Consider the following 25,484-nt stretch of genomic DNA (forward strand, 5'->3'; position numbering starts at 1 on the left):
GGCACCGGGACTTTCGTCCAATCAGCCGCGCCACTGATCGACCGAAAGTGGTGTCGTCTGGGGCAGCGTAGCCGCCCAAGCGGGTCTACGGGACGATCAATCGGGTATCTATCCCGAATGAGTTGTCACTGTTGGCCCCTGCTGTCACACGATCGGCTGACAACTCGATCGGGGGCGTAACGCGAGCGGTTCTCACGACGACATCAAGGAGTTGCGGGTGGCGAGCACCACAGGTCGAGGCCGGGCCGAGGAACTGCTGGCCCGGGTGCCCCTCGTCGACGGGCACAACGACCTCCCGTGGGCGTTGCGCGACCTCGTCGCCGGGGAGCAATTCGGTGAAAAGTCAACGGCCGGTGACCCCGTCTCGTCCGTCTCAACCGTGGACCTGACCGTCCGCCAGCCCGCGCTCCAGACCGACCTGGCGCGGGCGCGCGAGGGCCGGTTGGGGATGCAGTTCTGGTCCGTCTGGGTCCCCTGCCGGCTGGCGGGCGACGCAGCGGTCACCGCCGTGCTGGAGCAGGTCGACCTCGTGCACGACCTCGCCGCGCGCTACCCGGCGCACCTGCGCATCGCGACCACCGCCGACGAGGCCGAACGGGCCTTCCGGGACGGGCGGATAGCCTCCCTGATCGGCGCGGAGGGCGGACACAGCATCAACGGCTCGCTGGGCGTCCTGCGGGCCCTGAGGCGGCTCGGCGTGCGGTACATGACCCTCACCCACAACGAGAACACCCCGTGGGCGGACTCGGCGACCGACGAGCCCGCGCACGGCGGGCTGACCGACTTCGGCCGGGACGTGGTCCGGGAGATGAACCGCATCGGCATGCTGGTCGACCTGTCGCACGTGGCGCCGTCGACCATGCGCGACGCGCTGGAGGTCTCCACCCGGCCGGTCGTGTTCAGCCACTCGTCGTGCCGCGCGGTCGCCGACCACCCGCGCAACGTGCCCGACGACGTGCTGGCCCGGCTCCGGGACAACGACGGCGTGTGCATGGTGACCTTCGTGCCGCAGTTCGTGTCGCAGGCGCACGTCGAGTGGGACGCCCGGCTGAAGGAGGCGATGCGGGCGGCGGGGGAGAACCACAACGACCTCGACGCCCGCCACCGGTTCGCCGACTCGTGGTCCGACGGCGGCCCCACGCCCCGCGTGACCATGGACGACGTCGTCGCCCACCTGGAGCACGCCCGCGAGGTGGCCGGCATCGACCACATCGGCCTCGGCGGCGACTACGACGGCACACGCGCCCTGCCGGAGGGGTTGCAGGACGTCTCCTGCTACCCGGACCTGATCGGCGCCCTGCTCGACCGGGGGTGGAGCGAGGACGACTGCGCCAAGCTGGCCGGCCTCAACGCCCTGCGCGTGCTGCGCGCCAACGACTGACACCCGCTCGCTCGCTGCGCAGGGGTCCCCGCCGGGGGACCCCTGTCTTCATGGTGCCGGCCGGCACCGACGAATCCGGGCGGCCGGACGGCGCCTGTGGACAACCGGTGTAGCCGACCGTTTTGGCCGACCGGTGGCCGCCGGGGGTCAGCGCAGGGTGCTCACGCCCACCGGGGGCAGGCCCACGGCGGTGGCCATGACGTCGAAGAACGCGGTGCCGTGCGCGGCCAGGTCGGCGGTCCGCGCGGTCCACGAGGCGCGCAGCTCCAGGTCGTCCGTGCGGGCCGGGCCGGCTATGTCGCCGAACCTCGCCGACGACGTCTGGGTGACCGTGCCGCCCAGCGCCAGGAACCCCGCCCCGGCCACCTCCAGCGCCTCCACCAGCCAGGACCAGCCCACCTCGGGCAGCAGCGGGTCCGCGGCCAGCTCCGCGTCCAGCTCCACCCGCACGTAGGCGACCAGCCGGAACACGCCCGACCACGCCTCGACGCCGTCCGGGTCGTGCAGCAGCACGAGCCGTCCCGTGGACAGCTCGTCGGCGGGCCCGGTCACCTCCGCGGTCAGCGCGAAGGACCACGGCGCCAACCGCTGCGGCGGGCGCACCTCGGTCAACTCCAGCTCGGGTCGGGTGCGCACCGACCGGAGCGTCGCCACCGCCCGCTGGAACAGTTCGGGCTCCGTCACACCACGGACTGTAGGCCCCGGGACGTCGGAACGTGAGCGCGGCACGCCGGGCCCGCGGACGCCGGCCGAAGACGCCCTCCGCCCAGCCCGTGGGACGATGGACGGCGAGATGAACGACATCACCGAAGCCCCGCTGCTCGTCGCCGCACGCGGCGGCACGCCGTCCCGCACGCCGGTCTGGTTCATGCGCCAGGCGGGCCGCTCGCTGCCGGAGTACCGCAAGCTGCGCGAGGGCACCGCCATGCTGGACGCCTGCATGGACCCGGACATGGTCTGCGAGATCACGTTGCAGCCGGTGCGCCGGCACGACGTGGACGGCGCGATCCTGTTCTCCGACATCGTCGTGCCGCTCAAGGCCGCGGGCGTGGACCTGGACATCGTGCCCGGCACCGGCCCGGTGGTGGCCAAGCCGGTCCAGACGGCCGCCGACGTCCAGGCCATCCCCGAGCTGCACGAGGAGCAGGTGCGGCCGGTGGCGGACGCCATCGGGCTGCTCAACGCCAAGCTCGGCGACGTGCCGCTGATCGGGTTCGCGGGCGCGCCGTTCACCCTGGCCTCGTACCTGGTCGAGGGCGGCCCGAGCAAGCACCACGAGCGCACCAAGGCGCTCATGCACGGCGACCCGGACCTGTGGCACGCGCTGCTGGACCGGCTGGCGGGCATCACCGCCGAGTTCCTGCGCGTGCAGGTGCGCGCGGGCGTGAAGGCGGTCCAGCTGTTCGACTCGTGGGCGGGCGCGCTGTCCGAGCGCGACTACCGCGAGTTCGTCCTGCCCCACTCGACGAGGGTGTTGCGGAGCGTCAGCGGCGTGCCGCGCATCCACTTCGGCGTGGGCACGGGCGAGCTGCTGCCCGCGATGCGCGAGGCGGGCGCGGACGTGGTCGGCGTCGACTGGCGCACCCCGCTGGACGTGGCGGTCCGGCGGCTGGAGCAGGCCGCGCCGCACCTGCCCAAGCCGGTCGTCCAGGGCAACCTCGACCCGGCGCTGCTGTTCGCGGGCCTGCCCGCGCTGGAGCGCGAGATCGAGCGGATCAAGCGCGAGGGCCGCGCCGCCGCCGGGCACATCTTCAACCTGGGCCACGGCGTGCTGCCCGACACCGACCCGGACGTGATCACCCGGGCCGTCGAGCTGGTGCACCGGTCCGCATGAGAGCGCCGCGAGTGGCGGTGGTCGGGGGTGGGATCTCCGGTCTCGCCGCCGCGCACCGGCTGCGCCACCTGCTCGGGCCGGCCGCCGAGATCACCGTGGTCGAGCAGTCCGACCGGCTGGGCGGCAAGCTGCGCACGGCCGAGGTCGGCGGGCGCGCCTACGACGTGGGCGCGGAGGCGTTCCTGCACCGCCGCCCCGAGGCCGTGGACCTGGTCGCCGAGCTCGGCCTGGCCGACCGGGTGGTCCACCCGACGAAGGTCGCGGCGAGCATCCACGCCGCCGGCGACACCCGGTCGATCCCCGGGCGCACCCTGATGGGTGTCCCCGCGTCGGTCGACGCCGTGCGCGACGTGCTGTCGGACGACGCCCTGCGCCGGGTCGCCGCCGAACCCGGGCTGCCGCCGATCCGGCTGGACGGCGCGGACGTGGCCGTGGGCGCGCTGCTGCGCGAGCGGTTCGGGCCCGAGGTGGGTGACCGACTGGTCGGGCCGCTGCTGGGCGGGGTCTACGCGGGCCGCACCGACGTGCTCGGCCTGCGCGCGACCATGCCCCAGCTGGCCACCGCGCTGGACTCGGGCGCCGGGTCGCTGCTGGCCGCCGCCGCGAGCGCGGTGCCCACACCACCCCCACCGGGTGTCGCCCGACCGCCGGTGTTCGGCACGCTGCGCGACGGCCTGTCCACCGTGGTGGCCCGGCTGGCGCAGGCCGCCGAGATCCGGCTCGGCCTGCCGGTGCGCGCCCTGGTCCGCCGCGAGCACGGCTGGCGGCTGGAGATCGGCTCCGCCGCCGCGCCGCGGCACCTGGACGTGGACGGCGTGGTGCTCGCCGTGCCCGCGCCCGCCGCGCGCAAGCTGCTCGCCGACGTCGCGCCCGCCGCGTCCCGCCGCTACGCCGAGGTCGAGGTGGCGTCCATGGCGGTGGTGGCGCTGGCCCTGCCGCCCGGCACCGAGCTGCCCGAGCGGTCCGGCGTGCTGCTGGCCGAGGGCGAGCGCGCCGCGGACGGCGTGCCGTTCACCGCGAAGGCGTTCACCTTCTCCAGCCGCAAGTGGGCGCACCTGGCCGGCGAGCCGGTGCTGGTGCGCGGCAGCGTCGGCCGGCACGGCGAGGCGCACCTGCTGCAACGCGACGACGCCGAGCTGGTCGCCGCCGTTCGGCGCGACCTGCGCGAGCTGACCGGCGTCACGGCCGAGCCGATCGACACCCTGGTCACCCGCTGGGGCGGCGGCCTGCCCCAGTACGGCGTGGGCCACCTGGACCTCGTCCGGGGCATCGAGGACGCCGTCGAAGCCGTGCCGGGACTGGCCGTGGCGGGCGCGACGCTGCACGGCGTCGGCATCCCCGCGTGCATCGCCACCGGTGACGCCGCCGCCGCCCGTGTCGCCGCTCACGTCCTCGCCCACGTCCACTGAGTGAGAGGATGGGGCCATGGCCCGCCTGAACTACAACGAACTCAACGACACCATCCGCTACACCATGTGGTCGGTCTTCCGGGTGGAGCCCGGTCGCCTGCCCGACGACCGCGGCCCGGCCGCGTCCGAGGCGCAGGAGTACCTGGACGGCCTGGAGTCCAAGGGTGTCGTGGTGCGCGGCGTGTACGACGTGGCGGGCCTGCGCGCGGACGCCGACTACATGATCTGGTGGCACGCCGAGGAGATCGAGCAGGTCCAGCAGGCTTACACCGGGTTCCGCCGCACCGCCGTGGGCCGCGTGTCGACCCCGGTGTGGAGCCAGGTGGCGCTGCACCGGCCGGCCGAGTTCAACCGCAGCCACATCCCGGCGTTCCTGGCGGGCGAGGAAGCGCGCAAGTACGTGTGCGTGTACCCGTTCGTGCGGTCCTACGAGTGGTACCTGCTGCCCGAGGAGGACCGCCGCCGCATGCTCGCCGACCACGGCAAGGAGGCGCGGGACTACCCGGACGTGCGGGCGAACACGGTCGCGTCGTTCGCGCTGGGCGACTACGAGTGGATGCTGGCGTTCGAGGCGGACGAGCTGCACCGCATCGTGGACCTCATGCGGCACCTGCGCGGCACGGAGGCGCGTCGCCACGTGCGCGAGGAGGTCCCGTTCTACACGGGCACCCGCGTGCCGGCCGCCGAGCTGGTCACGAACCTGCCGTAAGGGCGGCGACGACGCGCTTGGCGTGCGCGCTGCCGACGTGCGCGCCGAACGTGCCGAGCACGATCCACGAGCCGTCGGAGAAGACCAGGCCGAACCGCCCCCGCGCGACCAGCCGGGGGCGGCGCCTGGCCGCCACCACGTCGTGGCGCGGCGCGGACCAGGCGACGGTCATCCGGTCGTCGGCGTTGACCAGGACGACCACCCGCCGCGCCGTCACGGCGAAGAAGCTGTGCCCGGTCACCGCCGCTTCCAGCCGCCGGGCGAGCGACCCGGCCGGGCCGGAGCACGTGCGGCCGCCGATCCAGCTCTCCGGGAACTCGCTCGGCAGGTCCAGCGACGGCGACGCGAACGCCACCCCGCCGACCCCGGCCAGCGCCTTGCCGACCCAGCCCTTCGGCTCCGGCACGGCCCGGCCGACCCGGTCGACGGCACGACCCGCGGGTGTGGTCCAGAAGTCCGGCTCCGCGCCGCCGCGCGCGCCGTAGGCGACGCCGACCGACGTGATCGCGAGCACGGCCTCACCGGGGGCGAGCGCGCGCCGCGCGTCGTCCCCCCACACCTTCAAGTCGTCGACCAACGGCATCAGTCGTCGTCGGTGGCGTAGTTGTAGACGTCCTTGCCCATGTTGAACAGGCCGCCCGCCGGTCCGCCCGGCACCGATTCGCCCAGCACCTGGCCGAGCGGGATGCGCACCGGCGCGGTGTAGATCGACTTGGCCACGCCGAGCGCGATGCCCTCCTTGCTGAACGTGCCCGCCGCCTTCTTCAGCGCCTTGATCGCCTTCAGCCCCGCCTTGTACGCCTTGGCGGCCTCGGCCAGCTTGCGCAGCAGGTTCGACAGCTTCATCAGCAGGTCGGCGAGCTTCTTCACGATCTTGAAGACCTTGCCGAGGGTGGCCGCGGCCTTGGCGGCGGCCGCGGCGGCGCCGGCGGCCAGCGACGCGCCGAAGCTGACCACCGACAGCGCCAGGCTGACCAGCAGGTCGGTCACCAGCATCATGATCAGGTCGATGACGAGGTCGATGATCAGGTTCGCCGAGTCGACGCAGCCCTTGGCGGCCTCCACCAGCATCCCGGACGTGTCCTGGACGTTCTGGGCGAGCTGCTCGATCTGCTCCTCGATCTCGGCCAGCCTGCCGTTGAACTTGTCCGCGGCCGGGCCCTGCCACACGCCGGTGACGGTCTGCCGCGCGCTCGCCTCGTCGGACACGATCGAGCGGATGTCGGTGGCGGCCTTCTCCCACGCGTCGGCCGCGCGGATCAGGTCGTCCGGGTCGCCCGCGACCCAGTCGATGGCCTCCAGGAACGGCGTCAGCAGCGGCCGGATGATGCCCTGGACCGGCCCGGGGCAGCCGTTGAGGAAAGTCTCGATCTTGTTGTTGACCTCGACGGTCGTGCTGGGACTCATCCGCCCACCTTCGGAATCGTCAGACCTTCGAGACCTTGGACGATGTCTGTGAGGACTTCTCCGATTCCGCCGTCGACGCCCTTGTAGTCGTCCATGGTGTCGCGCAGCGATTCGGCGATGTCGCGCATGGCTTCCGCGCATTCCTTGAGATCGTTCATCGTCGAGGTCACGCGCTCTTCGTAGGACGCATAGATGTCTCCGCTGGACGGCATCTTGCCGAACGACTCGCGGCCGACCTTCGCGGCTTCCAGCGCGGCCATGACCTGGTCGAACCGGTCACCGCGGCGGACCGACGAGCCCGCGAACTCCCCGATGCCGTCGAGCCTGACGTCGAACTTCGCCGTCATCGCGCCACCTCCCCGATGTGTCGATCAGTCCGACGGTCGCGGTCCCGCTCCGGTTCCACCGGATCGCGAATCGCGCCGCCGTTCGGTGCACTAGCCTGCGCCGGACAGTAGTACAGCGGATCGGGGGCGCGATGCGAGAAGATCTCGAGGAGAAGCTGGCGCGGATCACCGAGCTCGCCGAGCAGAAGCAGCGGCAGGCCGACGAACTCCAGGGGCAGCTGGCCGGGCTGCGGGTGACCAGGAAGTCCGGTGACGGGTTGCTGACCGCGACCGTGACGGCGAACGGCCAGCTCGTCGACCTGCGCATCGACGACCGGGCCCTGCGCAACGGCCGGGAGCTCGCGGCGAACCTGCTGAACCTGGTGTTCCAGGCGTCGGCGGAGGCGTCGCGGCAGGTGCAGGAGCTGGCCGCGCCGCTGCTGGAGGACAGCTCGATCGACCCGGCCGAGCTCGGCCTCGGCCCCACGCCGCCGGTCGTGCCGGGACCGCCGGGCGCGCCCCAGCAGTACCCGCAGCAGCCTCCCCAGCAGTACCCGCAGCAGCCGCAGGACGGGCCGCCGCAGACGTTCGCGCAGCCGGTGCGGAACTACCCGCAGCCGCCGCCACCGCCGCCGTTCCAGCAGCAGCCCCCGCCGCCTCCGGCGCGCCGCCCGCCGGTGGACGACGACCCGGACGAGGGCGGCTCGATCTTCCGCAAGGACACCTGGTGACCGGGCGGAGGGGCGCCCGACCTCGGACGCCCCTCCGCCGCGGTCCTACTCGGTGAGCCGGTAGGCCCGGATCACCGAGTGCTCGAACGTGTTGCCCTTGCTGTCGGAGCCCTTGGCGCGCAGCGAGGCGTAGCCGCCCGCCTCGCCGGCGTTGCGCACGAGCGCCGCGCCGCCGACGACCGGGACCTTCCGCCACGTCTTGCCGTCGTCGAACGACACGTCGACCTCGACCGCGCGGACGCGGCCGTTGTCGGCCCCCTGGTACTGCTCGACGGTGAGCGGGATGCGCAGCAGGCGGCCGGCGGGCGTGCCACCGGTCGGGTCGAGCCGGGGCGCGAACCGCACCACCGACATCGGCAGCCTGCGCATCGCGCCGTCGGGCGCGGCGGCCGAGCGGAACGTCCACGCGCCGGTGACCCGCGTGCTCAGGTCGCTGATGCCCGGCCTGCGCACCAAGTCGACCTCCGCCCGGTAGCGGGCCGGGCCGTCGGGCACGGTGAACTGACCACCCGGCTCCGCGATCTCCCCGATCTTCGTCCCGTCGCGGTAGAGGGTCGTGCGCCCGGACTCGTACGCCGAGCCGCCGAGGTTGTTCGCGGCGTCGTTGAGCAGCGGCACCTCCACCCGGATCCGGTCGGCGTACCGGGCGAGGTACTCGAACCGGGAGGCGGGCAGACCGGGCCCGAACACGGGGAAGTTGAAGCTCTCCCGGCCGCGGTCACCGGGCCGGTAGGAGCGGTCGGGCGCGGTGTAGTTCGCGACGATGTCGAACTCGCCCTGCACGTGGATGAGCTGCCAGCTCCACCGGACGTCGGTGGTGGTGACGTAGTCGACCGCCGTGCCGCCGGGCTCGACCGGGAGCAGCACCGCCCAGCCGCCGGAGCCGCTGGGGCCGATCCCGTTGCCGCCGTGCGCGAACACGTCCTCGGCCCGGCCGGGGCCGAACTCCGTCCGGACCTCGGCCAGCTCGTCTCTGGCGGGTGCCCGGACGAAGCCGGTGGGCACCCGGCCGCTCTCGGCCCACCCGAACCGGTAGGCGACCTGCGCGCCGTCCACCGGCTCGGCCTTGAACTGGGAGCCGATGAAGAGGTCGAGCTCGTCGTCGGGCAGCGCCGGACCGGTCTGGGCGAGCGTCAGGTGCTCCGGCAGGCCCTCGAAGAACGCGATGCTGAACCCGACCCGCCGGTTGCCGGACGACCGGTTGAGGTTGATGTCGGCGACCTGCGGCACCGCGGTCGCGTCCGGTGGGGTGACCCGCGCCGGCCCGGCGGTGCGGGCGTCGAACGTGACCGAGGTGGTCCCGGTGACCGACAGCGAGGGGCGGGGGAGCATGGCGATCCGGCCGTCCGCTTCCGCACCCGTGGTCACGGTGGCGTGCACCATGTACTCGCCCTTGGGCAGGCGCGCGGTCACGGTGTTGTCGTCGCCCTCCAGGAACAGGAACGTGTCGTTGTCCACGCCCATCACGACACCCCGGTAGGAGTCCGGCGCCGCGCCGTCGGCGTCGAGGAACGTCGCGGTGACGTCGTAGCTCTCGACCTCGCGGTCCACGCTCACCGGCGTGCGCAGCAGGTCGCCCGCGACCACCGCGCCGGAGAACGCGCCGTCGACCGAGCCGACCCTGGTGTCCGCGGTGACGGCCACCTTCGCCTCACCGCCCGCGGGCACGGTCACGGTGGTGGGGCTGACGGTGAACAGGCCGGCGGGCGCGGGCTTGCCGTCCGGGCCCTTGACGTCCAACGACACGTCGAACGTGACGGCCTGCGTGCCGCTGTTGCGGTAGGTGAGGTCCTTGGTGACCGGGGTGTCGTCCGTGTGCGGCCACTCCTGGCGTCCCATGGCCAGGCTCACCGGGTCCGTGGTGATCGCGGCGGTGATGGCCTCGGTCAGGTCGACGCGGCCGGCGCCCTGGTCGAACGGCGTGAGCGCCGGGTTGTTCTTCGCCGACGCCATGAGCGCGGCCTTGATCTGCGCGCCCGTCCAGTCGGGGTGCTGCTGCGCGAGCAGTGCCGCCGCGCCCGCGACGTGCGGGGTGGCCATCGACGTCCCGGACAGCGCCACGTGGTTGTCGTCCACGGGCGTGCCGATGCTGCCGGTGGCGGCCTTCGCCGCGACGATGCCGACGCCCGGCGCGGTGATGTCGGGCTTGACCGCGCCGTCGCCCACGCGCGGGCCGCGGCTGGAGAAGTAGGCGATGCTGTCGTCCCGCTCGACCGCGCCCACGGTCAGGGCGGCGTCCGCGCTGCCCGGCGAGCCGACCGTGCCGGGTCGGCCCGAGTTGCCCGCGGCGATCACGAACAGCGTGCCGCTCGACGCCGACAGCGCGTTCACCGCTTCTTCCAGCGGGTCGATCGCGGGCGAGTCCTCGCCGCCCAGGCTCAGGTTGACCACGTCGGCCCCCTGGTCGACGGCCCACTGCATGCCGCCGAGGATCCACGACTCGGCGCAGCCGTGGAGGACGCACACCTTGCCGTCGAGGATGCGCGCGTCGGGCGCGACGCCCCGGTACTTGCCGCCGCCACTGGCGATGGTCGAGGCGACGTGCGTGCCGTGGCCGTCGACGTCGGTGGCGTCGGGGTCTTCGGTGAAGTTGTGCTCGGCGATCTCCTTGCCGGCCAGGTCGGGGTGCGCGCCGTCCACGCCGCCGTCGAGCACGGCGACCTTGACGCCCTGGCCGGTGTACCCGGCCTGCCACGCCGTGGGCGCGCCGATCTGGGCGGTGGAGCGGTCGAGGCTGGGCTTGCGCAGGCCGTCCAGCCAGACCTTCTTCACGCCGGGGTCGGCCACCAGGGCCCGGAACGTCGCGGCGGCCTCGGACTTCGGCGTCCGCGCGGCGAACGCGCCCACGGTGGGCAGCGCGCGGGTGACCTGCACGCCGGTCCGCGGCTGGTCGCCGGTGACGATCAGCGGCAGCGTGTCGCGCTCCGCGTCGTCGTACCCGGCCTCGACCAGCCCGGTCACGTCGAACAGGCGCAGGTCGAGCTTGCCGCTCGCGACCGCGTCGTAGGCGTCGTCCGGCAGGACGTGCAGGTGGCCGTCCCGGTGGAACGCGTGGATCGTGACGCGCTCCCGGCCGGGACCGGCCTGGAACGAGCCGGACGTGGGGCCGTTCAGCACGACCCGGTCGCCCGTGATGAGGGTGACCGCGGCGCCGGTGGGCCGGCCCGTCCGGTCCTGGTGCTCCGGTGTCGCGGCGGCGACCCCCGTCGCCGTGCCCGCGGCGAGCCCGGCGGCGAGCACGGCTGCTCCCCACCCGACCCCGCGCCTTCGTGATCTCGACGTCAACACAGATACCTCCCGAATCTGGTTGTCGCGCGGTGGAAACGCGCAGTCGGAAGGCACCGCTGCCCCCTGGCGGCGGCGGTGTGCCGGAACAGTCGGAGCCCCCCAACGACTTCGACGCTATCCACCCGTCAGGGTGAGGTCAGCGTCTCTTGGTGGGGAGTTCACCACCCGGTCAGGGCAGCCCGTCGTCACTCGCCGTCGCGGAGAGCGGAGAGGGGGCATCCGTCCGAGCGAATGCCCCTCTCGCCACGTGATCGCGCTCAGCCGACCCGGCAGGCCCGGATCACGGTCTGCTCGAACGTGGTGCCCGAGGGGTCGGACCCCTTGGCGCGCAACGACGCGAAGCCCGCGTGGTCGGCGTCGTGGACGAGCGCCGCGCCCGCACCTCGACGCTGTCCAGTCGGGGGGAACGGATTCAGGGGCTCAACGGGGTCGCTCGGGGTGGCCGGGCAGTCCAACGCGTGTTGCTCGCCGGGAGGGGCGCCCGCCGGTCGCGGACGCCCCTCCCGAAGGCGATCAGACGATCTTGTAAGCCCGGATCACGGTGTGCTCCAAGGCGTTGCCGTTGCTGTCGGTCGCCCGCACGCGCACCGAGCCGTACCCGGCCGCGTTCGGGGTGGTGACGGTGGCGACGTTCGCCGACACCGGCACCGCGGTCCACGTCGTGCCGTCGTCGAACGACACCTCGACGTCGATCCGGTCGACCCGGCCGTTGGTCGCGCCCTCCTGCTGCTGCACGGTCAGCGGCACGCGCAGCGCCTGGCCCCTCGGCGCCGCGCCGCCCGCGTCCAGCTCGGGCGTGAACCGCACCACCGACAGCGGCAGCGGCACGTACTCGGCGGTGGTCGTGGTGTCCGAGCGGAACGTCCACGCGGCGCTCACCCGGGTGGCGAACTCCGACGTGCCGGCGGCCCGCACCGCGTCGGTCTCCACCCGGTAGGCCGCCGCGCCCGCGGGCACCGCGAACAACCCGTTGGCCGCGTACGCCGTCTCGCCGACCTTGGTCCCGTTGCGCAGCAACGTGGTCCGCGCCGACGACACCGCCGCGTTGCCGCCGTTGCCCGCCCGGTCGGTGAACAGCGGCACCGCGAAGCTGATCTCGTTGCCGCTGCGGGCCAGGTACGGCGAGCGCGACTCGGGCAGCGCGGGGGAGAACACCGGGTCGTTGAACCGCTCCCGGTGCGTCCCGCCGCGCTCGTACCGGCGTTCCGGCGAGGTCAGCGTCGCCTCGACCGCGCCGTCCGCGCCGAACTGGAGGAAACCCCACGACCAGGCCAGGTCCGGGGTGATCCGGTCGACCGCCTCACCCGGCGAGGCCACGTCCGGCAGCCACGCCCAGCCGCCGACGCCGGACGCGGTGACCGGGTTGCCGCCGTGGCCGAACTCGCGGCCCGCCGGTCCCGGGCCGAACGTGGTGCGCACCTCGGCCAGGTCGGTCGCGGCCACGTCCTTGACGAACCCGACGGGCACCTTCCCCTGCTGCGCCCAGGCGAACCGGTAGGTGACCGGCTTGTCGCCGTCCGGCGTGCCGCGGAACTGCGCGCCCAGCAACGCGGTCAGGTCCCCGGCCGCCAGCTCCGGCCCGACGTGCGCGATGGACACGTCGGGACCGAACCCGCCGAGGAACGCGGTGCTCACGCTGGCCTGCCGGTCGCCCACCGTGCGCGCCATCGTGACGTCGCCCAGCGCCTCCTCGGCGCCCGCGTCCGGCGCGGTGATCCGCAACGGCTCGGCGGTGCGCGCGTCCAGCGTCACGGTGGTGTCCGCGGTGACGGTCAGGCCGGGCCGGGGCAGCAGCGCCAGCCGGGTGTCGTCGGTCTGCACGTCGGTGTTGGTGAAGTAGTCGCCCTTCGGCAGCCGCAGCGTGAACGAGCCGTCGGCGTCGTAGGGGAAGGCGAACGTGCTGTTGCTCAGCCCGATGATCGACGTGTAGTAGTCGGCGGCGGGCGCGCCCGAGCCGTCCACGAAGTCGAACCGGACGTCGTAGCTCTCCACCTCCCGGTGCACGCTGAACGCGGTGCGCAGCGGCGTCGGCCCGCCGGTCGCCACCACCGATCCCACGTACATGCCGTCCGCCGCGCCCAGCCGCGTGTCGGCCGTGACGGTCGCGGTCGCCTCGCCGCCCGCCGGGACGGTCAGCTTCGCCGGCGACACGCCGACCATGCCCGTCGGCGCGGACCCGCCGTCGGGGCCCTTCGCCTCGGAGGCGAGCGTCAACGTGATGGGCGCGGTGCCCTCGTTGCGGTACGTGACGCTTTTCGAGACCGGGGTGTCGTCGTTGTGGGGCCACTTCTGCAAACCCAGCGCCAGGCTCGCGGGTTCGGCGGTGAGCGAGGTGGCGATGGCCTTGGCCAGGTCGACCCGGCCCGCGCCCTGGTCGAACGCGGTGAGCGACGGGTTGTTCTTCGCCGACCCCACCAGCGCCGCCTTGATCTGCGCGCCCGTCCAGTCCGGGTGCTGCTGCGCGAGCACGGCCGCCGCGCCCGCGACGTGCGGCGTCGCCATCGACGTGCCGGACATGGCCACGTACCCGTCGGCGACCGGTGTGCCGACCGTGCCGCTGCCGGACTTCGCGGCCACGACGTCCACGCCCGGCGCGGTGATGTCCGGCTTGACCGCGCCGTCGCCGACGCGCGGGCCCCGGCTGGAGAACGGCGCGATGCCGTCCTGCCGGTCCACCGCGCCCACGGTCAGGGCGGCGTCGGCGCTGCCGGGCGAGCTGATCGTCTCCGGTCGGGAGTTGTTGCCCGCCGCGACCACGAACAGCACGCCGGTCCGCGCGGACAGCGTGTTCACCGCCTCTTCCAGCGGGTCGAGCTCCGGGGTGTCGCCGCCGCCCAGGCTGACGTTGACGACGTCCGCGCCCTGCTCGGCGGCCCACTGCATGCCCGCCACGATCGCCGACTCCTGGCAGCCGGTGAGCACGCACACCTTGCCGTCCACCAGGTCCGCGTCCGGCGCGACGCCCTTGTACTTCGGGCCCGAGCTCGCGATCGTGGCGGCGACGTGCGTGCCGTGGCCGACGCCGTCGGCGTTGTCCGGGTCGTCGGTGAAGTTGCGCTCCGCGACCTCGTGGCCCGCCAGGTCCGGGTGGTCCTGGTCGATCCCGGTGTCCAGCACGGCCACCTTCACGCCCTTGCCGGTGTGCCCGGCCTGCCACGCGGTCGGCGCGCCGATCTGCGCGGTGGAGCGGTCCAGGCTCGGTTGGCGCACCCCGTCCAACCACACCTTGCGCACGCTCGCCCTCGACACGAGCGTGCGCCAGGTGTCCGACGCCTCGGACTTGACCACCTGCGCGGCGTACGAGCCGACCGCGGGCAGCGGGTGGCCGACGCGCAGGCCGGCGGTCGCCGGCTCCTGCTCACCGGTCACGATCAGGGGCAGGGTGTCGCGGGCGCGGTCGTCGTAGCCGGACTCGACCAGGCCCGTGACGTCGAACAGCCTCGGGTCCAGCTTGCCCTGCGAGACGGCTTTCGCCGCGTCGCGCGGGACGACGTGCAGGTGGCCGTCGCGCCGGTAGCTGTGGAACACCGTGCGCTCCCGGCCCGGCGCGGCGACCAGCGCGCTCACCTCGTCGCCGAGGAGGACGACCTTGTCGCCGGTGATCAGGGTGACCTCGTGGTGCTCACCGGTGACGGGTGGGGCGTCCTGCGCCCCCGACACCCCCGGACCGCTCGCCGTGAGGCCGGCCGCGACGAGCACGGCCCCCCACGTCGCGCCACGCCAACGTGTGCTCTTCAACTCTGTCGAACCTCCCGGTGTGGTGCCGCGCTTGGCGGGACGCGGCCGGAAGGGCGTGGCTACCCGCGGTGGCGGCGGATGTACCGAGAGCGACGTTGCCCCTGACGTCACCGACGCTAGAGGGTTCCGGAAAGGCGGACAGCCACTGATTGGTCGGCATGTTCTTGACCAATTCAGCCGAGTAAGCGGTTACTTACCGCTCGGTGATGGAGCCGTCGGCACCAATCGAGATACCTGCCTGCGGCCCACCCGCTGGGCAGTCCGGACCGTTGGGGTAGGCCATTTCGGGGGTCAGCGTGATATTCCGGTCCACCAGGACAGAACCGGATTGGTCCAGCACCTGCACGGTCGCCGTGACCGGCTTTCGAGGCAGTGCGAGGAGGCTCGCGAAACCGTGCTTGCCTCCCGTCGGCTCGGAGCGCGCGCTGCACGAGTCGTCCGGCGAGGTACCGGTGCAGGTCGTCTCCACGGCCCTGCTCGACGGGTACAGCTCCAACGAGGGGGTTGCACAGGAACCGTCCCAGCAAACCTCGATCGTCGCGGACACCGCGTCCGGGTGCTCGACGTCCACGCTCACGCCGACGGGCGTGCCGATCGCCGTGCACGCCGCGTCGCCCGGCTCGACCAGGCCGCACGCCGTGGCCAGCACCAACACGCCCAGGGGCCAGGTCCGTCTCCACATGCCCAAGGGACGTAACGGGCCTGCGGTCAGGTTGCGCGCTGCCACCAACGCTTCTTCTTCGGCGGCTGGAGCTCGCCCCGTGCGACGGCCCACTCGGCGAAGCGGGCGGCGTCCTCGCGGAACCGCGTGCCGACCTCCTTGGGGTGGGCCGCGGCGTAGGCGTCGAACAGCGGGCGGAAGCGCTCGCCCAGCTCGGCGGCCACGTCGGGCCGCAGCGCCGCCACGATCCCCCGGCGCTTGGCGAGCAGGGCGCGCTTCTCGACGCGCACCCGTTCCGGGTCGAACCCGTCGGGCACGTCGCCGTCGGCCAGCAGCGCCCGCAGCAGGTCGGCCTGGGCGGCGGCCAACCGCTCGCGCTGGGGCTGCGTCACCCCAGCACCGCCCGGATCGCGGCCAGCTCGGCGGCCAGCTCCGCGTCGGCCGGGTAGTCGTCGTCCCGTTCCAGCAGGACGCCGGGCGGGTCGACGCGGTCGCGCAGCCGGGCCAGCACGTCCAGCACCTCGGGGAGCACGGCGTGGGCGTGCGTGTCGTGGTAGACGCCCTGGTGCTCCTCGCCGCCCGCGACGTGCACGTAGGCCAAGCGCTCCAGCGGGATCTCGTCGAGGAACCGGTCCACGTCGGTGCCGAGGTTGCGGGCGTTGGCGTAGAGGTTGGCCACGTCGACGAGCAGCAGGCAGTCGGTCCGGTCGACCAGCTCGGCGAGGAACCGGCCCTCGGTGAGCTCGCCGTCCGGCCAGTCCAGCAGCGCGGCGACGTTCTCCAGGGCCAGCGGCACCGGCAGGTCCTGCTGGGCGGCCTTGACGTTGGCGACCAGGACGTCCAGCGCGTCGCGGGTGCGGGGCAGCGGCATGAGGTGGCCCGAGTCCAAGCCGCCCGCGCGCACGAAGCAGACGTGGTCGCTGACCAGCGGCGCGTCCAGGGCCTCGGCGAGCGCGGCCAGGTGCGCGACCCGCTGCGCGTCCACGGGTTCCGCGCCGCCGAGCGAGAGCGACACGGCGTGCGGCAGCACGGGGACGCCGCGCTCGCGCAGCAGGAGGACCGACTCGGGCAGGTGCCCGACGTGCAGGTTCTCCGCGACGACCTCCACGAAGTCCACGCCGGGCAGGCGTTCCACGGTCAGGTCGATCTCCGGCCGCCAGCCGATGCCGACACCGAGCTTCTCCACGTGCCCACGTCCTTCCGTCGTCCTCGACCGACCGGTCACCGCCGCGGCGGGGTCAGTCGCCGCCGCCACCGCCGCCGCACCCGCCACCACCGCACGACGAGCCGCCGCTGTCGGACCCGCCGCTGCTGCTGCCGCAACTGCTGCTGGAGCAACTTCCGCACCCGCCGCCGCACGACGCGCCGCCGTCGGACCCGCTCCCGCGCGACCGCCGCCGCAGCGTCGCCGCCGCGCCGGGCGCGATGCCCAGCACCTCCCAGACGTGGTGCCGCTCCACCTTGCCCAGCAACCCGTAGCAGGCCACCAGCGCGATCCGGTTCGGCGACACGGCGACCGACCGCAGCCGTCGCACCACGAGCCGCCCGGCGCGGGTCAGCGGGCGCGTGGACCGCCCGAGGACGATCGACCCCACGACCCCCGCCACCACCGCGCCGAAGGCCAGTCCGAACGGCAGGTCCAGCACACCGGTCGCGATCACCGCGCCGACCACCGCGACCACCAGCAGCAGCCGGACCGACCGGGCCGCCTTGCGCCGCCCCGGCGGCACGACCAGGCCCCGGTCGACCAGGTGCTGCCGCAGCGACTGGGCTTCCGCGCTCCACGCCGCCGCGGCGATCACGTCGCCCAGCGGCAGGGGCAGCCTGCTCAGCACGTGCGCCTGGAGCGGGGTGCGGCCCTGCGGCCGTCCCACCGCGCTGACCAGGCCGTCGCGTGAGATCCGGGCGGCACCGGCCTCGACCAGCGACACCACCGCGACCTCGGCCGCCCGTCCCGGACCACCCGCCAGGAATGCCTGCTCCTCCGGGCCGGGCTCAGGCGTCGAACCCGCCGAACCCGCCGAAGTCGGCGTCCACTGAGTCGCCACCGTCATCGCCCTCCAACCACTGCGCGGCCAACCACCCACCCGCGAACCACCCGCCTGCCACCAGCCAGCCGTTGCGCCGCTGCCAGCGCTGCGGTTCGACCACCACGGCACGCCTGCGCCGGGGGAGCGGTGCCTGGGACGTTTCCCCCGGTGCGATCGGTTCCGCCCGCTCGCCGTCGAACACCGCCGTCTCCGACCGCGCCGACCCCTCACGCGGCACGGGCGGTGCGACGGCGGTGCGCGACGTCGTGCGGACCAGGCCGTAGCGGGCGGTCACCTCGGCCGGGTCGACCGGGGCGAGGCCCGCCGTGGCCTCCTCGTACGCCCGTGCGCCCCTCCTGGTCAGGACGGGCGGCGGACCCAGCAGCAGCAGGACGCCGAGCACGGCCGCGACCACCACCGAGGTGACCGTCACCCACCCGCCGGGCCCTGCGAGAGCCGCGACCACCACGAGCGCGGCCACCGGCACGACCGCCGACGCCGCCCGCGCCAACCGCCGCCGCGGCGACACCAGCAGCCCGGCCGCGACCAGGCGTTGCCCGATCTGCCGGGCCGGTCCGCTGGTGGCCGCGCCGACCACCAGCTCGTCCAGGTCGCGCGGTCGGGCGAGCCCGGCCAGCACGACCGCCTGCAACGCGGTGGCCGGCTGCTCCTCGCCGGGCACCGCCGCGGCCACCGGGCCGGACACCCGGGCCCGGTTCTCGGCCACCAGCCCGGCCAGCGCTACCTCGACCGCCCGGACCGGGCCGCCGCCGAGGTAGCCGATCTCCTCGAACGTCAGCGGCCGGTCGGGCGCGGCGCCGGTGACCCGCTTCACCCGCAGGCCCACCACCACCGCGACGACGAGCGCCGGGCCGTACCACCACAGGAACGTCATGGCCGCCACCCTAAGAGCCGCACGGACGGCTCAGGTCCGCGTCACGGAAGCGTAAGAACCGGTCAGCCGCCACCGCCACCGCCGCAGCCGCCACCACCGCCACCGCAGCTGCTGCCGCCGCTGCTGCCGCCGCAACTGCTCCCGGCGCTGCTGCCGCAGCTCGACGTGTAGGTGCCGGCCACGTAAGCCCCGCCCGAAGCCGCACGGGCCCGCGGCCGGCTGCGCGGACGTGCCGCGGCGCGCAACGTGATGCTCGGGTGGCCGGCGAAGCCGTGGAGAGCGACCAGCTCGGCGGCGCTCGCCACGACGGTCACCCCCCGCACCCCGGTGGCCCCGGCCGCGCGAGCCCGCGCCACCGCGTCACGGCCCTTCGCGGTGCGCGTCACGGGAGCCGCTTTCCGCAGCACCCAGACCAGGACGCCGGTCAGCGCGAGTTGCAGCGTCAGCCACCCCACGGGCGCGCTGATCAGCACGCCGTTGACCCAGCGGACGACGCCGACGACGAGCAGCAGCGCCATCGGCGCGACACCGATCCGCAGCCACCGCCGCACCGCGTCCGGCCCGACCAGGTAGTCCTGTTCGGACAGTCGACGGCCGACCGCGCGCGGCGCGTCCTGCTCCGACACCGACGTGATGAGCAGCGTCATCGTCCGGTAGCGGTACCGCTTGGCGTCGGTGAGCACAGCCTGGTCGACCGGGTGGTCGGCGGTGGGCGTGCCGACGAGCCGGACGCTGCCGTTGCGGGCGGGCACGAGGGCCCCGACGTCGATGAGACCGGCCAGCGACGTCTCGACCACCCGCCGGGGTCCGCCGGTCAGGTAAGCGATGTCCAGCACGCCGAGCGCACCCGCGGGGGCGCCTCCCCGCGTCCCCCGCAGGCGCACTCGGACGAAGATCGCGAAGGCCAGCGACACCGCCAGCGCGATCCAGTACAGCTCAAGGAATTCCGGGCCTGAAAGACCCCACGGTCGCTCCACGGTCCACCCCCTGTGGGCCTCGGTGGAACCAGGTCCACCAGCTTGGACGCAATGGTGTGCGCCAGGCCACACCCCAGCAAGGGGGCTTGAGCAAGCCTTAGGGTTCCGGTCGCCGGGCGGTCAGGAGGACGACGCGCCGTCCACGCCGCCGGAGCCCTCGCCGTCAGTGCCCTTGAAGATCCGCATGATTCCTCCAGGTGTCGATCGACATCGTCGGACTTGCGCCCTCAGTCTGCTCGACCGCCCGGGCTCTCGACCAGGCGCAGGCTCACCGAGTTGATGCAGTAGCGCTGGTCGGTGGGCGTGTCGTAGCCCTCGCCCTCGAACACGTGACCCAGGTGGCTGTGGCACGTGGCGCACAGCACCTCCGTGCGCACCATGCCGTGCGTGCGGTCCTCGCGCAGGATCACCGAGTCACCGGCCAGCGGCGAGAAGAACGACGGCCAGCCGCAGTGCGAGTCGAACTTCGTCTCGCTGCGGAACAGCTCGGCCCCGCACGCGCGGCACTCGTAGACGCCCTCGGTCTTGGTGTCGGTGTACTCGCCGACCCACGCGGGTTCGGTGCCGGCGTCGCGCAGCACCGCGTACTCCTTGGGGGTCAGGATCTCCCGCCACTCGGACTCGGGGCGGACCACCTTCGGGGTGGCGCCGACGACAGGTTCCATGCCTCCACGGTAGACGAACCGCGGTGGCCGGGACGTCGGCGCGGGGTCAGTAGAAGAACACCCAGACGAGGGTGCCCAGGTAGTACCAGACGCTGACCAGCACGCCCAGCAGGATCAGGCCCACCACGACGACCGCGATGAGCCGGCGCAGGCCGCCCGCGCGGTTCGCCGAGTCGGCGAACTGCCCGACGCCCGCGACCGTGCCCTCGACGGTGAAGCTCGGCGGCTGCTGCTGCATCCGGCCGAGGTGCTCGGCGAACGCCCTGGTCTCGGGGTCGTCGGGGTCGAGGCCGATGAGTTCGTCGTCGATGCTGGGCTGCGGGCGGTCGTCCGGTGCGTCGGCGGCTCTGGCGCTGGCCATGCGGCCCAGCGTATCGGGCGTTTCAAGCCGCTGGGCGGCTCAACTCACCAGGGTGGGTGACGGTCGGACCGCGCCGACCGGCCGGCCGTGGCCGAGCACCGGGTACGTGGCCAGCTCGTCCGGCGCGACCACGCCCAGCCTGCGCAGCGCGGCGACCAGGACCACCGCCCTGGCCCGGCTGGAGCCGTCCGCGATCTTGCACGCCACGGCTTCGCCGGTGGGCAGGCCGATCGCGTAGACGCCCTCCGCGCCGTCCTTGGCGACCGCGCCGGGGATCGCCCGCATGAGCTTCGTGACGTCGCGGTTCGTGCCGCCGACCCACTCCGGGTGCCGGTTCATCGCCCGCGCGATCCGCCGCTCCGGGCCGTCCTGCGCGCCGGCCAGCGCGCGGAACGCCCTGGCCAGGCCGGTGAGGCTGATGCCGAGCAGCGGCGCGCCGCAGCCGTCGACGCCCTCCGCGCCGATGGGCTCGCCCGCCAGCTCCTCCAGGGTGTCGCGGATGGCCCGCTGGAGCGGGTGGGTCGGCTCCAGGTAGTCGTGGGTCGACCAGCCGTTGACCACGCAGGTCGCGAGCATGGCGGCGTGCTTGCCCGAGCAGTTCATGTACTGCGGCGCCTTGCCCCGGCCCGCGGCGAGGTGCGCCTTGAGGGCGTCCTCCCCGATCGGCAGGTCGGGCGTGCACTGGAGGGCGGCCTCGGTCAGGCCGTGCGCGTGGAGGATGCGCCGCACGCCGTCGAGGTGGAAGTCCTCGCCGGAGTGGCTGGCGCAGGCCAGGGCCAGCAGCTCGCCGTCCAGGTCGAGGCCGTGGCGGAGCATGGCCAGCGCCTGGACCGGCTTGTTCGACGAGCGCGGGTAGGTGGTGTCCTGCGGGCGGCCGACCGCGAGCGCTTCCCGGCCGGTGCGGTCGAGGGCGATTACCGAGCCGTGGTGCACGGACTCCAGGAACTCGCCCCGCCAGACCTCGGCGACCAGTTCGTGTGCCATTCGTCCTCCACCGCTGTGCTGTCGACTGTCGACAGTTAACATCGGGGGCGACCTCGCGCGCTAGGAGACGTTCGTGACACCTCCCCTGCACCTGAGCTTGGCCGGCCAGGCCGTGGACGTGCTCCGCGAGCTGGTGCTGACCGGCGACATCCCGCCCGGCGCGCGCGTCAACGAGGTCGAGCTGGCCCAGCGGCTGGGCATCTCCCGCGGGCCGCTGCGCGAGGCGATCCGGCACCTGGCGTCCGAGGGCCTGCTGGTGCTCGCGCCGCACCGGGGCGCGTCCGTGCCGACGGCCGACGCGGCGGACGTGCAGGCGCTGTTCGAGCTGCGCACCGCCCTGGAGTGCGCGGCGGCCGAGCTGGCGGCGTCCCGGCGCACGGAGGGTGACGTGGTGCGGCTGCGCGCGGTGTGCGAGGAGTCGCGCCGGGCGTACTCGGCGGGGGAGCGCTTCCCGTATCGGCTGGACCTCGCGTTCCACCAGGCGTTGCTGGACGCGGCGCGCAGCCCTCGCATCGCCGAGCAGGTGCGGCTGGTGCAGCAGCGGGTGGTGCTGCTGCGCAGCGGGCTGCGCGACGACCCGCCGCACCAGCACGCCTCGCTGGACGACCACGACGCCCTGGTGGCCGCCGTCGCCGCCGCCGACCCGGGCCGCGCGTCCGACGTGATGCGCAAGCACCTGGCCAGGGTGTGCGCCCAGATGCTCACCAGCCTGGCCTGATCAGTGCGCGGCCAGGTGGTCGAGCAGGTGCAGCGTCGTCTGCTCCGCGGCCTCCTCCGGCACGAAGTGGCCCACCCCGGGCATCACCTCGAACCAGTACGGCCCGGTCGTCCACCGCCCGGCGTCCTGCGCGGTGTCGGGGGAGATCACCTCGTCGTCCTCGCCCCACAGGTACCGGGTCGGCACGGACACGGGGCGGCCGGCGTCGGTGTCCGCGCCGAGGTGGGCGAGGTCGTTGGCCCGGTACCAGTTCAGCGCCGCGGTGAGCGCGCCCGGCTCGGTCAGCTTCCGCACGTACTGCGCCACCCGCTCCGGCGGGATGACGGCCGGCCAGCCGTCGCGCAGTCGCGCGCCGCCGTCGGCCAGCAGCGTGCTCTCGGCCACGCCCGGCTCCCGCAGGTGGTCCAGGGTCGCCCACCGGCGCCGCTGGTCCGGGTCCGTCCGCAGCGCCCGCGCCAGCGCGCCGGGGTGCGGCGCGGACACCGCGGTCAACGTGCGCACCCGCAGCGGGAACCGCGCCGCCGCCACCCAGGCGGCCATCGCGCCCCAGTCGTGCCCGACCAGGTCGAACCTCGTCCAGCCCAGCGCGTCCGCGATCTCGACCACGTCCCGCACCACGTGCTCCAGCCGGTACGCGCTCACCCGGCGCGGGCGCACGCCCGGCGAGTAGCCGCGCAGGTCCGGCGCGACCGCCCGGTACCCGTGCGCGGCCAGCGCCCGCAGCTGGTGGCGCCACTCGATGCCGCACTCCGGCACGCCGTGCAGGAGCAGCACCTTGCGCCCGGTCGCGGGACCGGTCGCGATGGCGTCGAACGTGCCCGCCGGGGTCGTGATGCGCTGACGCGTCAGGTCGGATTCGAAGAGCACCGGTCGTGATCGCATGCACTCATCGTGCTGGCGTGATCGCGGTCAGTCCCTGGGGCGCGCTCCCGGAGGGCAGGTGGGGTCAGCCCTACCTCTGTCAGGGGGCCTGGCAGGGGCAGGTCCGACCCCACCCGGAGCCCTGGTCAGCCGAGCGTGCCGGTCACCTTGGCGTGGCCCTTGAGCAGGTTGCGGGCGATCGTGCGGCGCTGGATCTCGTCGGTGCCTTCGTAGATGCGCAGCAGCCGCAGCTCCCGGTACCAGCGCTCGATCGGCAGCTCGCGCGTGTAGCCCATGCCGCCGTGGATCTGCAGCACCCGGTCCACGATCTCGTTGGCCTTGATGCCGCCGTACAGCTTCGCCATCGACTGCGCCTGCCGCGAGTCCGCGCCCTGGTCGACCAGCCACGCGGCGTGCAGCACGAGCCAGCGCAGCGCCTCGATCTCCACCGCCGAGTCCGCGAGCATCCACTGGATCGCCTGGTACTCCGCGATCGGCTGCCCGAACGTGACGCGGGTCCTGGCCTGCTCGATGGCCATCTCCACCAGCCGCTCGCACGAGCCGAGCGCCCGCGCGGGCAGCAGGTAGCGGCCCTGGCCGATCCACTGCATGGCCAGGTGGAAGCCCTTGCCCACCTCGCCCAGCACGTTCTCCTCGGGCACGCGGACGTTGTCGAACACGAGCGCGGCCGGGCCCCACTGGCCCATGGTCGGGATCGGCTCGGACTTCCAGCCCATGTCCCGGTCGACCAGGAAGCACGTGACGCCGCCGTCCGCGCCCTTCTCCTTGTCGGTCACCGCGAACACCATCACGAAGTCCGCTTCGTTGCCCTGGGTGATGAACGTCTTCTCGCCGTTGATCACCCACTCGCCGCCCTCCTTGCGGGCGGACGTGCGGATGGCCTTGGCGTCGGAGCCCGCGCCCGGCTCGGTGATCGCGAAGCACGACACGCGCTCGCCCGAGATCGTGGGCAGCAGGTAGCGCTGCTTCTGCTCCTCGTTGCCGTGGAACAGGATGTTGTCCGCGTACCCGCCGAACCGGAACGGCACGAACGTGCGGCCCAGCTCGGCCTCCAGCAGCGCCGTCATGAGCGCGCCCAGGCCCATGCCGCCGTACTCCTGGGGCGTGAGCACGCCGAAGAACCCGGCGGCCTTCGCCTTGTCCTGGAGCTCCTTCAGCTCGTCCCGGGTCAAACCGGGCTGCCCCAGGCGCTCGCGGCGCAGCACCTCCGGCTCCAGCGGCGCCACCTCCTTGCGCACGAAGGTCCGCACCCAGTCGCGGATCTCCTTCTGCTCCTCGTCGAGCGTGAAGTCCATGCCGTCCTCCCTCTACCCTCTACGCGAACGCGTTGATGCCGGTCAGCGCCCGGCCGATGAGCAATTTCTGGATCTGACTGGTGCCCTCGTAGAGGGTCGTGACGCGGGTGTCGCGCAGGTACTTGCCGACCGGGTACTCGTCGACGTAGCCGTAGCCGCCGAAGACCTGGATGGCGTTGTTCGCCACGCGCACGGCGGCTTCGCTGGCGTACAGCTTCGCCATGGACGCCTCCGTGCCGAACGGCTCGCCCCGGTCGGCGAGGTCCGCGCAGCGCCACGTGAGCAGGCGGGCCGCGTCGGTCTCCACAGCCATGTCGGCCAGGAGCTCCTGCACGAGCTGGAAACCGGCGATGGGCTTGCCGAACTGCTCGCGCTGCTTGGCGTACTCGACGCTGACCTCCAGCGCACCCCGCGCGGCGCCCACGCAGCCGGCGGCGACGGACATCCGGCCCCGGTCGAGGGCGGCCATGGCCAGCTTGAACCCGGCGCCCTCGTCGCCGAGGCGGTTCCCGTCGGGAACCCGGACCCGGTCGAGGGTCAGCTCGGCGGTGGCCTGGCCGCGCATGCCGAGCTTGCCGCGGATCTCGGTGGCGGCGAAGCCGGGGGAGTCGGTCGGCACGAGGAACGCGGTGATCCCCCTCGGCCCAGGACCACCCGTTCGAGCGAAAACCAGGGCGACGTCGGCCCACGTGCCGTTGGTGATGAACACCTTCCGGCCGGTGATCAGCCAGTCGTCGCCGTCCCGGACGGCCTTCGTGGCCAGCGACGCGGCGTCGGAGCCGGTGCCGGGCTCGGTCAGGCCGAAGCAGCCCAGCTCGCGGCCCGAGCACAGGCCGGGCAGCCACCGCTGCTTCTGCTCCGGCGTGCCGTGCTTGGCGATGGTCTTGCCGACCAGGCCCAGGGAGACGGAGATGATGCCGCGCACGGCCGAGTCGCCGCGGGCGATCTCCTCCAGCACCAGGCAGTACGCGAGGTGGTCGCCGCCCGAGCCGCCGTCCTCCTCGTCGATGCCCAGGCCGAGGAAGCCCACCTCGCCCAGCGCGGGCACCAGGTCGCGGTCGATGGCCTCGTCCCGGTCCCAGCGCGTGGCGTGGGGGACGATCCGCTCCTCGGTGAACCGGTGTGCCAGCTCCTTGAGCTGCCGGTGTTCGTCGGAGATGCGCAGATCCACCGGGGTGACCTCCTAACCGAAC

General features: G+C 73.6%; 24 protein-coding genes. 6 read left to right on the forward strand and 18 right to left on the reverse strand.

Annotation, left to right across the window (positions count from 1 at the left end; all coding sequences use genetic code 11):
* Positions 1 to 217 precede the first annotated feature (217 nt).
* Complete coding sequence (locus tag ACIQMJ_RS35495; protein ID WP_499765380.1) at positions 218 to 1,381, forward strand: dipeptidase; 1,164 nt, start codon at positions 218 to 220, stop codon at positions 1,379 to 1,381.
* A gap of 147 nt (positions 1,382 to 1,528) precedes the next feature.
* Here ACIQMJ_RS35495 and ACIQMJ_RS35500 read toward each other — a convergent pair whose 3' ends face one another.
* Positions 1,529 to 2,065 (reverse strand): DUF3000 domain-containing protein, encoded by a 537-nt coding sequence (locus tag ACIQMJ_RS35500; RefSeq protein ID WP_499765381.1) that lies wholly within the window; start codon positions 2,063 to 2,065, stop codon positions 1,529 to 1,531.
* 97 nt (positions 2,066 to 2,162) lie between these two features.
* Here ACIQMJ_RS35500 and hemE point away from each other — a divergent pair, with 97 nt between their 5' ends.
* The 3 genes from hemE to hemQ are packed head-to-tail and all read left to right on the forward strand — an operon-like array spanning position 2,163 to position 5,333.
* Positions 2,163 to 3,215: a uroporphyrinogen decarboxylase gene (hemE, locus tag ACIQMJ_RS35505; protein WP_499765382.1), complete on the forward strand. Its 1,053-nt coding sequence runs from the start codon at positions 2,163 to 2,165 to the stop codon at positions 3,213 to 3,215.
* Positions 3,212 to 4,624 carry a protoporphyrinogen oxidase gene (gene hemG / locus ACIQMJ_RS35510; protein ID WP_499765383.1) on the forward strand — a complete coding sequence of 471 codons (1,413 nt, stop codon included), beginning with the start codon at positions 3,212 to 3,214 and terminating at the stop codon, positions 4,622 to 4,624. Before hemE ends, hemG begins: the two co-directional genes overlap by 4 nt.
* 16 nt (positions 4,625 to 4,640) lie before the next feature.
* A complete protein-coding gene (gene hemQ, locus ACIQMJ_RS35515) occupies positions 4,641 to 5,333 on the forward strand; it encodes a hydrogen peroxide-dependent heme synthase (protein ID WP_499765384.1) in 693 nt (230 codons plus the stop codon).
* Here hemQ and ACIQMJ_RS35520 read toward each other — a convergent pair.
* The 3 genes from ACIQMJ_RS35520 to ACIQMJ_RS35530 are packed head-to-tail and all read right to left on the reverse strand — an operon-like array spanning position 5,317 to position 7,087.
* Complete coding sequence (locus ACIQMJ_RS35520; protein WP_499765385.1) at positions 5,317 to 5,916, reverse strand: hypothetical protein; 600 nt, start codon at positions 5,914 to 5,916, stop codon at positions 5,317 to 5,319. The genes hemQ and ACIQMJ_RS35520 overlap by 17 nt on opposite strands.
* Positions 5,916 to 6,740 (reverse strand): WXG100 family type VII secretion target, encoded by an 825-nt coding sequence (locus tag ACIQMJ_RS35525; protein ID WP_499765386.1) that lies wholly within the window; start codon positions 6,738 to 6,740, stop codon positions 5,916 to 5,918. The genes ACIQMJ_RS35520 and ACIQMJ_RS35525 overlap by 1 nt, the downstream gene beginning before the upstream one ends.
* Positions 6,737 to 7,087: a hypothetical protein gene (locus ACIQMJ_RS35530; protein WP_499765387.1), complete on the reverse strand. Its 351-nt coding sequence runs from the start codon at positions 7,085 to 7,087 to the stop codon at positions 6,737 to 6,739. The genes ACIQMJ_RS35525 and ACIQMJ_RS35530 overlap by 4 nt, the downstream gene beginning before the upstream one ends.
* A 131-nt stretch (positions 7,088 to 7,218) precedes the next feature.
* Here ACIQMJ_RS35530 and ACIQMJ_RS35535 point away from each other — a divergent pair, with 131 nt between their 5' ends.
* Complete coding sequence (locus tag ACIQMJ_RS35535) at positions 7,219 to 7,797, forward strand: YbaB/EbfC family nucleoid-associated protein (protein WP_499765388.1); 579 nt, start codon at positions 7,219 to 7,221, stop codon at positions 7,795 to 7,797.
* A 45-nt stretch (positions 7,798 to 7,842) separates the two neighbouring features.
* On the opposite strand, the gene ACIQMJ_RS35540 is transcribed toward ACIQMJ_RS35535, so the two are convergent.
* From ACIQMJ_RS35540 to ACIQMJ_RS35590, 11 genes are all read right to left on the reverse strand, one after another.
* Positions 7,843 to 11,037, reverse strand: coding sequence for a S8 family serine peptidase (locus tag ACIQMJ_RS35540; protein WP_499765389.1), 3,195 nt, complete (start codon positions 11,035 to 11,037; stop codon positions 7,843 to 7,845).
* A gap of 561 nt (positions 11,038 to 11,598) precedes the next feature.
* Positions 11,599 to 14,823 carry a S8 family serine peptidase gene (locus ACIQMJ_RS35545; protein ID WP_499765390.1) on the reverse strand — a complete coding sequence of 1,075 codons (3,225 nt, stop codon included), beginning with the start codon at positions 14,821 to 14,823 and terminating at the stop codon, positions 11,599 to 11,601.
* Between the two features lie 193 nt (positions 14,824 to 15,016).
* Positions 15,017 to 15,550, reverse strand: a complete 534-nt coding sequence (locus tag ACIQMJ_RS35550) for a hypothetical protein (protein ID WP_499765391.1) — start codon at positions 15,548 to 15,550, stop codon at positions 15,017 to 15,019.
* Positions 15,532 to 15,876: an SCO6045 C-terminal-like domain-containing protein gene (locus ACIQMJ_RS35555; protein WP_499765392.1), complete on the reverse strand. Its 345-nt coding sequence runs from the start codon at positions 15,874 to 15,876 to the stop codon at positions 15,532 to 15,534. The genes ACIQMJ_RS35550 and ACIQMJ_RS35555 overlap by 19 nt, the downstream gene beginning before the upstream one ends.
* A complete protein-coding gene (locus ACIQMJ_RS35560) occupies positions 15,873 to 16,670 on the reverse strand; it encodes an MbnB/TglH/ChrH family RiPP precursor modification enzyme (protein WP_499765393.1) in 798 nt (265 codons plus the stop codon). Before ACIQMJ_RS35560 ends, ACIQMJ_RS35555 begins: the two co-directional genes overlap by 4 nt.
* A 52-nt stretch (positions 16,671 to 16,722) precedes the next feature.
* Positions 16,723 to 17,538, reverse strand: coding sequence for a TIGR04222 domain-containing membrane protein (locus tag ACIQMJ_RS35565; RefSeq protein ID WP_499765394.1), 816 nt, complete (start codon positions 17,536 to 17,538; stop codon positions 16,723 to 16,725).
* A complete protein-coding gene (locus ACIQMJ_RS35570; protein ID WP_499765395.1) occupies positions 17,480 to 18,409 on the reverse strand; it encodes a TIGR04222 domain-containing membrane protein in 930 nt (309 codons plus the stop codon). Before ACIQMJ_RS35570 ends, ACIQMJ_RS35565 begins: the two co-directional genes overlap by 59 nt.
* Positions 18,410 to 18,471: 62 nt before the next feature.
* Positions 18,472 to 19,386 carry a TIGR04222 domain-containing membrane protein gene (locus tag ACIQMJ_RS35575; RefSeq protein WP_499765396.1) on the reverse strand — a complete coding sequence of 305 codons (915 nt, stop codon included), beginning with the start codon at positions 19,384 to 19,386 and terminating at the stop codon, positions 18,472 to 18,474.
* 227 nt (positions 19,387 to 19,613) lie between these two features.
* Positions 19,614 to 20,051, reverse strand: a complete 438-nt coding sequence (gene msrB, locus ACIQMJ_RS35580; RefSeq protein ID WP_499765397.1) for a peptide-methionine (R)-S-oxide reductase MsrB — start codon at positions 20,049 to 20,051, stop codon at positions 19,614 to 19,616.
* Positions 20,052 to 20,097: 46 nt separating this feature from the next.
* Complete coding sequence (locus ACIQMJ_RS35585; protein WP_499765398.1) at positions 20,098 to 20,412, reverse strand: hypothetical protein; 315 nt, start codon at positions 20,410 to 20,412, stop codon at positions 20,098 to 20,100.
* A gap of 39 nt (positions 20,413 to 20,451) precedes the next feature.
* The gene (locus ACIQMJ_RS35590) at positions 20,452 to 21,396 is read right to left on the reverse strand and encodes an asparaginase (protein ID WP_499765399.1); all 945 of its coding nucleotides are present in this window, start codon (positions 21,394 to 21,396) and stop codon (positions 20,452 to 20,454) included.
* A gap of 73 nt (positions 21,397 to 21,469) precedes the next feature.
* Between ACIQMJ_RS35590 and ACIQMJ_RS35595 the strand changes: the two genes are divergently transcribed.
* Positions 21,470 to 22,114 (forward strand): GntR family transcriptional regulator, encoded by a 645-nt coding sequence (locus tag ACIQMJ_RS35595; protein ID WP_499765400.1) that lies wholly within the window; start codon positions 21,470 to 21,472, stop codon positions 22,112 to 22,114.
* Here ACIQMJ_RS35595 and ACIQMJ_RS35600 read toward each other — a convergent pair whose 3' ends face one another.
* The 3 genes from ACIQMJ_RS35600 to ACIQMJ_RS35610 form a co-directional block, all read right to left on the reverse strand.
* Complete coding sequence (locus tag ACIQMJ_RS35600; RefSeq protein WP_499765401.1) at positions 22,115 to 22,996, reverse strand: alpha/beta fold hydrolase; 882 nt, start codon at positions 22,994 to 22,996, stop codon at positions 22,115 to 22,117. It lies immediately after the preceding gene.
* Positions 22,997 to 23,121: 125 nt separating this feature from the next.
* On the reverse strand, positions 23,122 to 24,291 hold the full coding sequence (locus ACIQMJ_RS35605; protein ID WP_499765402.1) for an acyl-CoA dehydrogenase family protein: 1,170 nt from the start codon (positions 24,289 to 24,291) through the stop codon (positions 23,122 to 23,124).
* 19 nt (positions 24,292 to 24,310) lie between these two features.
* On the reverse strand, positions 24,311 to 25,462 hold the full coding sequence (locus tag ACIQMJ_RS35610; protein ID WP_499765403.1) for an acyl-CoA dehydrogenase family protein: 1,152 nt from the start codon (positions 25,460 to 25,462) through the stop codon (positions 24,311 to 24,313).
* Positions 25,463 to 25,484: the final 22 nt, after the last annotated feature.

The sequence above is a fragment of the Actinosynnema sp. NPDC091369 genome (assembly GCF_044757065.1).
Lineage (GTDB): Bacteria > Actinomycetota > Actinomycetes > Mycobacteriales > Pseudonocardiaceae > Actinosynnema.

Coding starts and splice junctions, on each gene's coding strand:
- ACIQMJ_RS35525 (WP_499765386.1), bottom strand. CDS start 6,740: ATGAGTCCCAGCACGACCGTCGAGGTCAACAACAAGATCGAGACTTTC.
- msrB (WP_499765397.1), bottom strand. CDS start 20,051: ATGGAACCTGTCGTCGGCGCCACCCCGAAGGTGGTCCGCCCCGAGTCC.
- ACIQMJ_RS35605 (WP_499765402.1), bottom strand. CDS start 24,291: ATGGACTTCACGCTCGACGAGGAGCAGAAGGAGATCCGCGACTGGGTG.
- hemE (WP_499765382.1), top strand. CDS start 2,163: ATGGACGGCGAGATGAACGACATCACCGAAGCCCCGCTGCTCGTCGCC.
- hemQ (WP_499765384.1), top strand. CDS start 4,641: ATGGCCCGCCTGAACTACAACGAACTCAACGACACCATCCGCTACACC.
- ACIQMJ_RS35565 (WP_499765394.1), bottom strand. CDS start 17,538: ATGACGGTGGCGACTCAGTGGACGCCGACTTCGGCGGGTTCGGCGGGT.
- ACIQMJ_RS35535 (WP_499765388.1), top strand. CDS start 7,219: ATGCGAGAAGATCTCGAGGAGAAGCTGGCGCGGATCACCGAGCTCGCC.
- ACIQMJ_RS35570 (WP_499765395.1), bottom strand. CDS start 18,409: ATGACGTTCCTGTGGTGGTACGGCCCGGCGCTCGTCGTCGCGGTGGTG.
- ACIQMJ_RS35600 (WP_499765401.1), bottom strand. CDS start 22,996: ATGCGATCACGACCGGTGCTCTTCGAATCCGACCTGACGCGTCAGCGC.
- ACIQMJ_RS35590 (WP_499765399.1), bottom strand. CDS start 21,396: ATGGCACACGAACTGGTCGCCGAGGTCTGGCGGGGCGAGTTCCTGGAG.
- hemG (WP_499765383.1), top strand. CDS start 3,212: ATGAGAGCGCCGCGAGTGGCGGTGGTCGGGGGTGGGATCTCCGGTCTC.
- ACIQMJ_RS35520 (WP_499765385.1), bottom strand. CDS start 5,916: ATGCCGTTGGTCGACGACTTGAAGGTGTGGGGGGACGACGCGCGGCGC.
- ACIQMJ_RS35585 (WP_499765398.1), bottom strand. CDS start 20,412: ATGGCCAGCGCCAGAGCCGCCGACGCACCGGACGACCGCCCGCAGCCC.
- ACIQMJ_RS35530 (WP_499765387.1), bottom strand. CDS start 7,087: ATGACGGCGAAGTTCGACGTCAGGCTCGACGGCATCGGGGAGTTCGCG.